This window comes from Providencia sp. PROV004, from assembly GCF_011045615.1.
GTDB classification, from domain to species: Bacteria; Pseudomonadota; Gammaproteobacteria; order Enterobacterales; family Enterobacteriaceae; genus Providencia; species Providencia rettgeri.
Map to the genome: position 1 here is coordinate 4481357 of NZ_CP042859.1, position 13108 is coordinate 4494464.

The window sequence follows — 13108 nt, forward strand, 5'->3', positions numbered from 1 at the left end:
TTTTATTGTGATCCAGTTTACATAATTCTAGCCGATCACCCCAATAGGTAAATCTTTCAATGCAAAAAAAGCCCTAGAGTACCAACTAAAGCGAATTACCCTAGTTGAATCTTAGTTTGAAATAAAAATTAAGTATTGATGATAACACTTAAATTCCTTCGATGCTGTACCTATAAAACAAAAGAAAAGCACCATTTGGTGCTCTTTTAATTAACGAACAAAAACGAAAATAAAATTGGCCTATGTATAGTAATAACGCGTTAAATGGAAAAAAATAGGCGCGGCAAAACACAATGAGTCAATGCGATCCAGCATGCCCCCATGTCCTTCAATAATCGCCCCAAAATCTTTAATACCACTATCACGCTTAATGGCTGACATACATAACCCTCCCACAAACCCCATAATGGTAATCGCTAATGACATCAGTCCCGCAACCCACCAGCTAAATGGAGTTACCCAGTAAAGGCAAATACCAATAAGCACTGAAGATAATACGCCGCCAATAAAGCCTTCAATGGTCTTGTTTGGGCTCAACTTAGGCACAATAGGCCGTTTACCCATTAACTTACCAAAAACATACTGCAACACGTCTGAAATTTGCGTCACAATAATCAAGAAAAGTAATAATTTTACGTTTTCGCCTTCATAACCTTGAATATTCAGCATCAACAACGCGGGTACATGGCTCAAACAGAAAACCGCCACCAACATTCCCCACTGAATTTTTGCTGTTCGCTCAAGAAAATGAAAGGTATCTCCCGCTAAAGCAATGCGGGTCGGCAAGAAAAGGAAGACAAAAACAGGTACAAAAATTGAAAATAACCCATACCATTCAATGCCAACCAAGACATATTGCAATGGAATAAAAACAAAAAAGCACCAAAATAATGCTTCATGGTCACTGCGCCGTGTTGGCGTTAAGGTAATAAACTCTCTGAGTGCAAAGAACGATATCAGCGCAAATAAGATCACCACACCTATATTGCCAAGCACAACAGCCAGTACACAAATAATACACATGACCCACCATGCACGAATACGCGCATTCAAATTATCAATAGTTGGGTTGCTTTTTTCACCTGAATAACGGTATGCAAGAATACCACCAATAACACTAGCAAATACCAGTATCCCAAAAACACCTGACAACAATAATACTAATTCCCTGTCCCCAATATTCATGGCATTAGCTCCTCAAGCGCTACTTTTGCTCGCTGCAAAAAGGCGATTTTATTTTCATTTTCCATAAGAGGCTCCAGAGGCTTACCAACGATAGCTGAACAAATCACCGGCACAACAAGCTTTGACCCCTTCGGTAACACACGATTTAAATTTTCCAAATAAACGGGAACAACTTCAACATCAGGGTATTTTTTCGCGAGATGGTAAAGCCCACTTTTAAATTGGCTTAAAGTTTCCCCATCACCACGTGTGCCTTCAGGAAAAAATATTAATGAATGCTTTGACTCTAATACTGACTCTAAAGGAGCTAATGTATTATTTTGAGCTGGCTTATCACCTTTTCTATCGACCAATACCGCCCGAAAAACCTTATTAACTAAATAACGTCGAAACGGTGTTTTGACCCAATAATCTTTAGCGGCAACCGGGTGAACAAAATGACGCATTAACGGTGGTAACCCAGACCAAATAACCAAACCATCAAGATGGCTTGAATGATTGGCATAATAAATACGTGTGGTCATTGAAGGTTGGCACCCTACCCAACGAGTGCGAACACCCGTTAATAAACGGCAGGTTCCCGATAACAGCATGCCCATTCCCTTAGCTAAAAGAGAAATTCTCTGCACTTTTTCCATCTTTTTTCCTTGCTAACGTTTTATCAAACGAAAATTTGCAAAATTACGAAAAGACCTGAATATCGTTTAATTAACAAGATAGAGAGTCGGTTACAGGAGCACAACGGGATAAGTTCTGATTTGCAATATAAGAAAAGTAATATTGAGATAAATAGCAGGAAATACGTGATTGGTGTAGCAATATATCATCATATTACTACACCAAAATAACACTCAACTAACGTCAATAATTAAATATTATTTTTTGTCAGCGGCAATACGGTCACGGATGTTTTGTGCACGTTCGCTTGATGGTGGGTGAGAGTCAAACATGCTTGTCTCGCCGCTACCCATTTTCGCTAATTTTTCAAAACCAGTGACTAAACCGTCAGTTTTAACACCACGTTTTTTTAGTAAGTCATAAGAGAAGTTATCTGCTTCGCTTTCTTGGTGTTGAGAAAACTGTGAGTTAATCAGTTTTTCACCCAGAGCTGCAACTTGTGATGCACTCAGTTGTTCTACAACGCCACCCGCTGATGCTGCAGCAGTACGTGCAGCAACTGTCGCATAAGCAACTTGCATTGCTTTACGTGTATGACCTAATGCAACGTGGCCCATTTCATGACCCAGAACGCCTTCAACTTCGTTATCGTTCATCACATCCATCAGGCCGCTATATACACGCACACAACCATTTGCCATTGCCCATGCGTTGACATCGCTAGTCAGATAAACTTTATAGTTTACTGGAGTACCATCAACTTCGTTACCCAGTGCTTTTGCAATTTTGTCTAAGCGTTTCGCATACTTGCTAGACGCTGGAGCAATTTTGTTTTGCGCATCCATTTCTTTACAAGATTGGTCACTTAATTGTTTAACATCAGAGTCAGTCAGTGTCGCAGCTTGGAATAATTGCATGCCTGAGTTAGTCAACATCCCTTGGTCTAAATTTTTACAACCCGTTAAAATGACAGCAGAAACAGCAACTGCCACAAGCGCTTTCATCTTCATAGAACATTTTTCCTTTAGTATATATAGGTATTATTTTTTAATGACGCTAAAGACTATAAATTCTGCGAAAAATAACAATAGGAATAAAGCCATAATTATCCAATATATGAATTTGATAACGTTTTTATTAAAATTGCAAAATAGACAGAATATTATTCCAATAATAGGTACACATACAGATTGCATGCAAATGGCCATTAGGGCAATGGCCAAAAAATCACTCTAACTACTTAATAAATAACTCAATAATACAAAAATCATTTTCTGTATTCTTTTCAACAATAAATTGCAGAGCTTCTCGATTTTCTTTAATTAATAGAGTGTCAAATGGCTTTAAATAAAAGGAATCTGAATTAATTTTCATACTCAAACGAGGTGTAATATTAAAAATTAAGATCTCACTAGCCCCACTCACCCAAGAATTAATGAACGCAGTATTCACCCATTGTAAACGAGCCTGATATTTTTCAGGGTTATAGATGACATTAAAATCACGAATTGCACCTTGAACGAGTTCCGCATAAACCTCGCTTTCCCCATTAAAAGCAAAAAATTCTTTTTGCTGTAAGGTCACCGCCGGTTTCTTATCTACATGCAAAATAAGTCCTTCTCCTTCCAATACACCAATAATACGTTGCCGATTTTGGAAAAAGGAAAACGAGCCCGCCGTTTTAACATCTGCTATTGACACTCGCCAATCAAAATCATCTAAACCTTCACCATGGCTGCGCGCCAATTCAAGTGTCGACCCCTGGCCATTTTTCCAAGGCATATTGCGATAATCTTGCGTCGTTAATATCTGAGTCATAAGGTGAGCCTTACTTTGGTGGATGCATTATTTTTATAGTGAGAATGAGAAATGAAAATAGCAGACTTTCAACAAAAAAACGCCTTTTTAAAAATCAATTTCAAATTGTAGCCCATGCGTGCCACAATTCAAACATTCACCATAAGAAGAGGATAACGGTAATGGCCAGTACTCAACATAAAACAGATATTGTCAGAGCCAGAATTGAGCCTAAAGTCAGGGAAAATGCTGAAGCAGTGTTATCTGAATTAGGGATTAGCATGTCTGATGCTATTCGTATTTTCGTCAAGCAAATATCATTGCGACAAGCTTTTCCTATTGAGTTAAAAACACCAAACTCAATTACATTAGAAGCTATTAATGCACCAACTACAGACGAAACATTTGACTCTGCTGAAGATTTATTTAGCCAAGTGAGCAAGTCCGATGCTGAAAATTCGCGTTAAATCCCAATTCAAAAAAGACTTAAAAAAGTCGTTATCTGACAAAAAAAGAAATACTCAGCTATTAAAAGAGTTAATCGATAACCACCTATGCATTACTGGCTCTGTTCCAGCAGAATATTTGCCTCATCCCTTAAAAGGAAACTGGAGACCTTGCTATGAATATCACATACAACCCGATTTTTTATTAATTTGGGATATAAACTACCAAACCAATGAAATCATATTAGTTCGCTGTGGTTCTCATTCTGAATTATTTGGCTAATTCATCACATTTCCCAACCTAAAACAATTAAATCGACGTAGGCGACCGTCCACTTACCGTCCACCTCGGCGAACTTTGATGAACTTTCATAGCCTTTTAAATATTGATAAGTTACTGTTTTTAAAGAATTGAAGATATAATTTATAAAAAAAAAGCCCCTAAAAGGGGCTATAAAAGACAGGGATGGTGTCTATGGCAAGGAAAAACTTCACTTATTGCTACTTCACTACTTACTATGGAACTCAGGATATAAAATTAACTAACTTGCATTACTACAGGTACTAACAACTAAACTTACTGAAACTGCATCGCTTGAAATTCTGCCATTTTATGCTGATTCATTTCTTGTTGGTGAATGTGTTCAAGCTCTGTTTTCTGTTCTGGCGTTAACAACTGGTACAATTCATGATGAATTCGAGCCATTTCAACACGTTGTTCCAGTTCTTTTTGCATTCGTTTTTCAAGTTCTTCACGAACCGCTTTGTCATCAAAGTTATCCGCTATAATTAATTTGTGCAGTGCTTCACGTTCTTTAACTAAAGCAGAGTTATCAACATGATAATGGCGCTGTGTTGCCATTAAATCACGTAATTGCTGACGCTGTTTTTCATTTAACGTGATACCATTAAACATAAAGGTACTGGCACGTTCTTCACTGCTAAATAACTCATGATGTTGAAAGGGCACAACCGCATTGCCTGTTGGCTTAGTTGTTGGCTCGGACTGCATCTGTAACATCAAAGGTGTTGAACTTTCATTTGCAGCACTTTGTGGCTCTTCTGCAAAAGCAACCGCTGGTCCGAACACAAACGCAGAAGCTAAAACTAACATTGCGGTTTTATGTACTGTATTATGTACTTTGCTATGTGTTGTTCTCAGCATTTGACACCTTGTCTCCGAACTGTGCTCGTGATTCAATGTGAACAAATATACACCTGTGGCTGCAAACTAGCGTCAGAGCATGTAAAAGAACGTAAAGTCATGGAATCGTACAGATTGTTATCGTATTTTGGCAGTTGGAGGACTTAAAAAATGCATAAAATCCTATTAGTTGATGACGACCGTGAACTCACGTCGCTGTTAAAAGAACTGCTGGAAATGGAAGGTTTCAATGTTGTCATCGCCTATGATGGTGAACAGGCATTACAGCAAATTGACTCATCCATTGACCTGTTACTACTTGATGTCATGATGCCGAAAAAAAATGGTATTGAGACATTAAAAGAACTGCGCCAAATCCATCAGACCCCCGTTATCATGTTAACGGCTCGCGGTAGTGAGTTAGATAAGGTTCTGGGCCTAGAACTCGGTGCAGACGACTATCTACCTAAACCGTTCAATGACCGTGAACTGGTAGCACGTATTCGTGCTTTATTACGCCGTTCTAACTGGAGCGAGCAAACTCAAGGCGACAATAGCAATACCCCTGTTTTACAAGTTGATAAACTGCAACTTAACCCAGGTCGCCAAGAAGCCAGCTTTGATGAGGAAATTTTGGACTTAACAGGGACAGAATTTACGTTGTTATATCTACTCGCACAGCACCTAGGCCAAGTGGTTTCTCGTGAACACCTTAGCCAAGAAGTACTTGGGAAGCGCTTAACACCGTTTGACCGTGCTATTGATATGCATATTTCAAACTTACGCCGCAAACTTCCAGAACGCACTGATGGCCAGCCGTGGTTTAAAACTCTACGTGGCCGCGGATACTTAATGGTTTCTGCCACATGATCAACAGCTTAACCGCAAGGATCTTTGCGATCTTCTGGTTTACCCTCGCACTAGTATTAATGCTAGTGCTGATGGTGCCCAAGCTCGACTCTCGGCAAATCACCGTCCTGATGGAAAGTGAACAACGCCAAGGGGAGATGCTTGAGCAGCATATTGAAGCCGAACTCGCACAAGCTCCGATGAATGACCTACTTTGGTGGCGGCGTATTTCTAACGCCATCAAAAAATGGGCACCTCCCGGCCAACGGTTGATTATCGTCACCAGTGAAGGCCGTGTGATTGGTGCAATGCCAAGTGAAATGCAGGTAATACGTAACTTTATTGGGCAGTCCGATAACGCGGATCACCCGAAAAAGAAAAAATATGGACGAGCCGAAATCCTCGGCCCTTTCTCCATTCGTGATGGGGAAGACCACTACCAACTGTATTTAGTTCGCCCAGCAAGCAGCCCACAATCTGACTTTATTAATTTATTGTTTGATAGGCCTTTCTTATTACTGATTGCCACCATGCTGATCAGTGCTCCACTATTATTATGGTTATCTTGGAGTCTCGCCCGCCCTGCTCGTAAATTAAAAATGGCCGCGGACGATGTGGCGAAAGGAAATTTACGCCCACACCCAGAACTAGAAGCCGGTCCGCAAGAGTTCTTGTCTGCGGGAAATAGCTTTAACCAGATGATCAGTGCCCTTGATGGTATGGTTAGCGCGCAGCAACGCTTAATCTCTGATATTTCTCATGAATTACGCACTCCACTGACTCGTTTGCAACTGGCAACCGCCTTATTGCGCCGTCGCCATGGGGAAAGTAAAGAGCTAGAACGCATCGAAACCGAGACCCATCGCCTAGATAGCATGATTAACGATTTACTGGTGTTATCCCGCAGCCAGCATAAAAACGAAATTTTGCGTGAGAATATCAAAGCCGATGAACTTTGGGGTGATATCCTAGATGATGCTAGCTTTGAAGCTGAGCAAATGAACAAAACGCTCGAAGTCACTTCTCACCCAGGACCTTGGCCGTTATATTGCAACCCTTCTGCCGTCGGTAGTGCATTTGAAAATATTGTGCGTAACGCATTACGTTATTCGCATACACACATTGCCGTTGATTTCAAAGAAGAAAACAACGGTATTCTCATCACAGTCGATGATGATGGCCCCGGTGTTAGCCCTGCTGACCGCGAGCATATTTTCCGCCCATTCTACCGCACTGATGAAGCTCGAGACCGAGAAACAGGCGGTACTGGTTTAGGTCTTGCAATTGTTGAAACCGCCATAACACAACATAAAGGTTGGGTGAAAGCGGATGACAGCCCATTAGGTGGTTTAAGGTTACAAATCTGGCTACCTGAACACGGCCGATAAATTAGCTTTATTCATTACCAATAACCCCTTTCTTTTTATTAAAGAAGGGGGTTATTTTTTTAATCAACATCTACCATTATTAATAGAGAATAGTCCTATATTGCCTCTAAAAACAACAATTCCTAAATACCCGACCAATATAAAACTCTATTTTTATACTATTTAACCCATAAAAAAAGAATAATAGAGAAGAATACTTAAAATTAACCATGTGGTAATCCAACAAAAAGTATATCGTTTTATATCTTAATATGTTACTAACTTCTACACCGACTATATTAATCTGATATTCTGTTTTACTTAGTTAAAGTGTGATAATTGATATTAATAGAAAGCACAGAAGCCCAACTCAATGCAAATTAAGATACTTATAATGTGGGCTGATAATAATCATATTTTAACTTTATTTAATTTACAGGTTTTCCCTTATTAACCTGTTCAATATTAGGCGAACTCAACTTCAAATGGATTTATCAATGAAAAAATTCAAGCTCACTAAGCTAGCCATACTTGCTGTGTTCGGCGCCATAAGTGCACAAAGCGTTGCGGGGGGATTAGTTCTACCCGATAACAACTTACGCAGCGACCTTGCTTGGCTTTCTGAACGTAACGTCATCCAAATTAGCTTATCAACTTGGCCACTATCCCAAGAAGAAATCACACGTTCTTTAAATAATGCAAATATTACTAATAGCGAACAAGAAGCCATTATTCAGCGCATTAAAAAGAACCTTGACCGTAAGAAAAACAGTGTTCAACTAGAAACTCACCTTGCATCTAGCCACAACTCTATGCCACAGGGCTTTGCCCAGAGTGAATATAGTGATATTCGCTATACCGTTTCAGGTAACTACAGCACTGACGACGTAGACTTAAACCTCACTGCAAATGGCGAACGTGCTTTACGCGTTGAAAATGGTTCTGACTACAACCTCAATGGCTCATATGGTGGTGTCAAAATTTGGAACCAGTGGGTATCCTTTGGTGAAATTCCACAATGGTGGGGACCGGGCCACGATGGTAGCTTAATTCGTACCGATGCGGCTCGCCCTGTTACTGGCTTCTTAATTCAACGTGCTGACCAAAGCCCATTTGAAACTCCATGGCTTTCTTGGATTGGTTCGTGGCAATACCAGCTCACCGCAGGGCAAATCAAACAATATTCTTCCCAACCCAACACTAAACTGATTGGTTTACGCATGACCATGAACCCAACTGACTTCTTCGAGCTCGGTGGTTCTCGTGTAGTCATGTGGGGAGGCGATGGCCGCCCTAATAACTGGAACTCTTTCTGGAACGCGATGGGCGGTAGGGATAATACTGGTGACTATAACGATGACCCAGGCAACCAACTGGCAGGTTTAGACTTTAAACTGAAACTTTACCCGTTAATCGACCTACCTGTCAGCCTATATGGCCAAATGGTCGGTGAAGATGAAGCCAACCTTTTCCCATCGAAAAACGCCTTTATGGGTGGTATCGAAGGTTATCACACACTATGGGGCCAACCATTAAATTGGTATATTGAAGGCGCGAACACCCATACTGAGTGGGACAAAGACGGCGTAATGTATCGCCACTTTATCTACAAAAATGGTTATTACCAACAAGGTGCATCACTAGGCCACGCGATGGGCGGCGACGGGCGCATGCTCACCACCAAAGTGGAATACACTCTCGATGATGACAACCGCGTCAGTTCTCGCTTGATGTACGCGAAAGTGAATAAATCTAACTTTGAAGGCAACAAGTTGTTCCCTAAATCAGAAACCATCAAAGGCGTTGATTTAGGTTGGTGGCATAACTTTGACAATGACGTCAGCACTGATGCGAAAGTTTGGGTATCTAAAACTGATTACGAAACACGCAATGATTTAGGAGCTGCCGTTACGGTAAACGTGCCGTTTAAGTGGTAGTTGCTGCAAATAAATAATGCATCAAATTCAGAGACTAGAGCGTTATTATATCTAGTCTCTGCGCTCTCTCCCATACAAAAGAACATTTCTCACAAACTCCCTTATTATTCAAAAATAATTATTTGATAAAAATCAAATAATTAAAGAAAATCAAACCCATAACTCATCATAGTCAGAGTTACCTATTAGTGCTAATATTATTTTATTGAGAATAAGCAGTTTAGAGTATTGAGAGATATGGCCCCAAAATATGCCATTAGGCGCTTCAATAGAGCGTCATTGCGGTAGCTATATCTAAAATTTTTATCAGAATTAAATATCAAGCATCTAGCTTTGGTTGGCTAATAATATCAGTTTGATTTACTCAAAACCTTGAGAAAACCAAAAATAGCTGCAAATATTTTAACAAATAAATGAGAGTCAATTTATGAATCAAATACTTCCATTAATTGGAAGAGACAAAGCATTATTACTTCAAGATGTAAATAATAATAGCGCTGAACTTTCTCACATTGTGTCTCAGTCCCGGTTTCTGGTTTTAGGTGGTGCTGGCTCAATTGGCCAAGCAGTGACAAAAGAAATTTTCAAACGTAACCCTAAAAAACTTCATGTTGTTGATATTAGTGAAAACAACATGGTTGAATTAGTGAGAGATATTCGCAGCTCCTTTGGTTATATCAATGGCGATTTCCAAACCTTTGCTTTAGATATTGGCTCCATCGAATATGATGCGTTTATTAAAGCTGATGGGCAGTACGATTATGTTTTAAATTTATCAGCACTAAAACATGTTCGTAGTGAGAAAGATCCATTTACCCTAATGCGCATGATTGACGTCAATATTTTTAATACTGATAAAACAATTCAACAATCAATTAATTCCGGTGTTAAAAAATATTTTTGTGTATCTACTGATAAGGCCGCTAACCCAGTCAATATGATGGGAGCATCAAAGCGTATTATGGAAATGTTCTTAATGCGTCGCAGCAAAGAAATAGAAATATCAACAGCCCGCTTTGCGAATGTCGCCTTTTCTGACGGCTCTCTCCTCCATGGGTTTGACCAAAGACTGAAAAAACAACAACCTATCGTTGCACCTAATGATATCAAACGCTACTTCGTGACACCTCAAGAATCGGGAGAGTTATGTTTAATGTCATGTATTTTTGGTGAAAATAGGGATATTTTCTTCCCTAAACTGAGTGAAACCCTTCACCTTATTACCTTTGCTGATATTGCAATTAAATACCTCAAACAACGTGGCTATGAACCGCATTTATGTAAAAATGAGGACGAAGCTAGAGAACTCGCTAAAACACTACCAGCCCAAGGGAAGTGGCCTTGCCTCTTTACATCAAGCGATACAACTGGGGAAAAAGATTTCGAAGAATTTTTCACAGATAAAGAAACACTGGACATAGCGCGTTTTGAAAATCTCGGCATCATTAAAAATAAAGCGAATTACCAGCCAGAACTATTATCGTTATTTGAAACTGAAGTCGCACAAATGAAAGCGCAAAAAGCGTGGGATAAAGAACAAATTGTTGCGCTATTTTTTAAAATGATCCCCGATTTCGGCCACCAAGAAACCGGCAAATATCTCGATAGTAAAATGTAAGGCCAGCCAATGAAACCACAAGCACTGATAGAATTTATTCGAGACACATACAAAACGAATGATTTCATTCCGCTACATGCCCCAACATTTACGGGTAATGAAAAAAATTATGTTGTAGAAACCATTGATAGTACTTTCGTCTCTAGTGTTGGAAAATTTGTCGACGAATTTGAACGAAAAATGGAAGAGTTTACGGGTAGCACTCGCGCTGTTGCCACTGTTAATGGGACTGCAGCATTGCATACCGCGCTTTATATGGCGGGCGTTCGAGCTAATGATTTAGTTATTACACAAGCATTAACCTTTGTTGCTACTTGTAATGCTCTCTATCATATGGGAGCTCAGCCTATTTTTGTTGATGTTTCCCCTATCAGTTTAAGTTTATGCCCTAAAGCCGTAGAACAATACCTCGAAGAACATGCAGAACTCACTGAGAGCGGCTGCTTTCATAAACAAACAAAGCAAGCAATTAAAGCCGTCGTCCCAATGCATACATTCGGCCACCCTGCAGAATTAGACGAATTACTTTCCGTATGTCAAAAATGGCAGCTTGCTTTAGTTGAAGACGCAGCAGAAAGCTTAGGGTCTTTTTATAAAGGCAAACACACTGGCACTATCGGTGAATTCTCTGCATTAAGCTTTAATGGTAATAAAATCATTACCACTGGCGGTGGTGGAATGGTTCTCTGCGCCACAGAAGAAACAGGTAAACACACAAAACATGTCACAACAACGGCAAAAATTCCTCACCCATATGAATTTTTCCACGATGAACCGGGCTTTAATTACCGTTTACCCAATTTAAATGCCGCGTTAGGCTGCGCCCAAATGGAACATTTACCCTTATTTTTAGAGCAAAAACGCAGACTCGCAAATCAATACCAAGATTTCTTCGCTGGTAGCGATTATCAATTTGTTGTTGAGCCATCTTATGCGAAATCTAATTATTGGCTAAATGCCGTCATCTGTTCCGATGCAAAATCACGAAATGAGCTGTTAAAACAGACGAATGAAGCAGGTGTAATGACTCGCCCTATTTGGAAACTGATGCACCGTTTACCAATGTTCAAAGACGCTTTATGTGGTGAACTTAATCAATCCGAGTTTATTGAAGCACACCTCATTAATCTACCTAGCACACCATTATGATTAGTTTTAATACAAATGACTTACTTTCAGATAGTTACTATCAGCGGGAATACAGTACGCTATATGAGAATGACTGTGAGTATTTTGAATTTCGCTATACTGAGCATCAACATTTTGTCTTATTTAGTGCGTTGAAAAGAAAAATTGAAGCTGTTGGCCAAACTAACATTGATGAAGAATTGTATGATTTAGAAACCGCATATGGTTATGGCGGGCCACTGAGTAACTCAGATGAACCTGAATTTCTCAAACGAGCTTTTTCTGCGTATCGAGAGTATTGTGTCAAACACAAAATTGTCTGTGAATTCATTCGTTTTCATCCATTTAATCCATTAAGTTCACAAAGCACATTGTTCGATATGCATTTTCAAGAGAGGCAAGTTGTTATTGTTGATCTTGAAAAGACGAGTGATGAGCGAAGAAGCAAGTATTCAAAAACTACACGAAATATCATCAAAAAAGCGCAAAACAAATTAACCTCTGATTTCAGTAATGTCGACTTATCATCATTTATCGAGCTTTACTACGAAACAATGCAGAAGAATTCAGCTAGTGATTTTTTTTACTTTCCAGCAGAATACTTCAAAGAATTGATGCAAATGAAAAATGTACATTTAATTGGTATTAAATCAAATGACCAATACGCATCAATAGGTTTCTTTATGATAGGAAATAAATTAGCGCACTACCATTTATCTGCAAATAACCAAGGTTTAAGTAAAGAGAATGGTAATTACCTTCTACTCGATTCTGCGTTCGAATTCGCAAAAGAAAAGGGTTGCCGTTATATGATGTTAGGTGGTGGAAGAACAGCTTCACCAGACGACAGCTTGTTTAAATTCAAACAAAAATTTTCGCCTATCACACTCCCTTTCTATATTGCAGGTATTGATTTCTTGCCTGAAAAAAGAAAATGGCTAAATTGTTTATGGCGTAAACAACAAGAAAACCCGCAAACTCCTTCATTATTTCAGTTATATCGAGCGAGCCTAAAATAA

At 39.4% G+C, this 13108-nt stretch carries 13 protein-coding genes; 8 read left to right on the forward strand and 5 right to left on the reverse strand.

All coding sequences use genetic code 11. The features are described 5' to 3' along the window. Positions 1 to 240 precede the first annotated feature (240 nt). The 4 genes from FVA69_RS20765 to FVA69_RS20780 form a co-directional block, all read right to left on the reverse strand. Positions 241 to 1185 carry a phosphatidate cytidylyltransferase gene (locus tag FVA69_RS20765; protein ID WP_109912960.1) on the reverse strand — a complete coding sequence of 315 codons (945 nt, stop codon included), beginning with the start codon at positions 1183 to 1185 and terminating at the stop codon, positions 241 to 243. Continuing rightward, entirely contained in the window at positions 1182 to 1823 is a 642-nt protein-coding gene (locus FVA69_RS20770) for a lysophospholipid acyltransferase family protein (protein ID WP_110731554.1), read from the reverse strand. Before FVA69_RS20770 ends, FVA69_RS20765 begins: the two co-directional genes overlap by 4 nt. A 237-nt stretch (positions 1824 to 2060) precedes the next feature. After that, entirely contained in the window at positions 2061 to 2813 is a 753-nt protein-coding gene (locus tag FVA69_RS20775) for a M48 family metallopeptidase (protein ID WP_164529272.1), read from the reverse strand. Between the two features lie 226 nt (positions 2814 to 3039). Beyond that, positions 3040 to 3621 (reverse strand): HutD/Ves family protein, encoded by a 582-nt coding sequence (locus tag FVA69_RS20780; protein WP_117162998.1) that lies wholly within the window; start codon positions 3619 to 3621, stop codon positions 3040 to 3042. Between the two features lie 161 nt (positions 3622 to 3782). Between FVA69_RS20780 and FVA69_RS20785 the strand changes: the two genes are divergently transcribed. After that, positions 3783 to 4067, forward strand: a complete 285-nt coding sequence (locus FVA69_RS20785; protein ID WP_102140619.1) for a type II toxin-antitoxin system RelB/DinJ family antitoxin — start codon at positions 3783 to 3785, stop codon at positions 4065 to 4067. Then, positions 4048 to 4329, forward strand: a complete 282-nt coding sequence (locus FVA69_RS20790) for a type II toxin-antitoxin system YafQ family toxin (protein WP_109912959.1) — start codon at positions 4048 to 4050, stop codon at positions 4327 to 4329. The genes FVA69_RS20785 and FVA69_RS20790 overlap by 20 nt, the downstream gene beginning before the upstream one ends. A 294-nt stretch (positions 4330 to 4623) precedes the next feature. Here the strand turns inward: FVA69_RS20790 and FVA69_RS20795 are convergent, their stop codons facing one another. Beyond that, positions 4624 to 5211: a Spy/CpxP family protein refolding chaperone gene (locus FVA69_RS20795; RefSeq protein WP_164529273.1), complete on the reverse strand. Its 588-nt coding sequence runs from the start codon at positions 5209 to 5211 to the stop codon at positions 4624 to 4626. A gap of 150 nt (positions 5212 to 5361) precedes the next feature. Here FVA69_RS20795 and cpxR point away from each other — a divergent pair, with 150 nt between their 5' ends. From cpxR to FVA69_RS20825, 6 genes are all read left to right on the forward strand, one after another. Beyond that, a complete protein-coding gene (cpxR, locus tag FVA69_RS20800) occupies positions 5362 to 6060 on the forward strand; it encodes an envelope stress response regulator transcription factor CpxR (RefSeq protein ID WP_004907000.1) in 699 nt (232 codons plus the stop codon). Continuing rightward, positions 6057 to 7427, forward strand: a complete 1371-nt coding sequence (gene cpxA / locus FVA69_RS20805) for an envelope stress sensor histidine kinase CpxA (RefSeq protein ID WP_004906999.1) — start codon at positions 6057 to 6059, stop codon at positions 7425 to 7427. Before cpxR ends, cpxA begins: the two co-directional genes overlap by 4 nt. A gap of 476 nt (positions 7428 to 7903) precedes the next feature. Further along, on the forward strand, positions 7904 to 9343 hold the full coding sequence (locus FVA69_RS20810; RefSeq protein ID WP_164529274.1) for a capsule assembly Wzi family protein: 1440 nt from the start codon (positions 7904 to 7906) through the stop codon (positions 9341 to 9343). A gap of 427 nt (positions 9344 to 9770) precedes the next feature. Further along, positions 9771 to 10961, forward strand: coding sequence for a UDP-N-acetylglucosamine 4,6-dehydratase (locus FVA69_RS20815; RefSeq protein WP_164529275.1), 1191 nt, complete (start codon positions 9771 to 9773; stop codon positions 10959 to 10961). 9 nt (positions 10962 to 10970) lie between these two features. Next, a complete protein-coding gene (locus FVA69_RS20820; RefSeq protein ID WP_164529276.1) occupies positions 10971 to 12110 on the forward strand; it encodes a LegC family aminotransferase in 1140 nt (379 codons plus the stop codon). Continuing rightward, complete coding sequence (locus tag FVA69_RS20825) at positions 12107 to 13108, forward strand: GNAT family N-acetyltransferase (protein WP_164529277.1); 1002 nt, start codon at positions 12107 to 12109, stop codon at positions 13106 to 13108. The genes FVA69_RS20820 and FVA69_RS20825 overlap by 4 nt, the downstream gene beginning before the upstream one ends.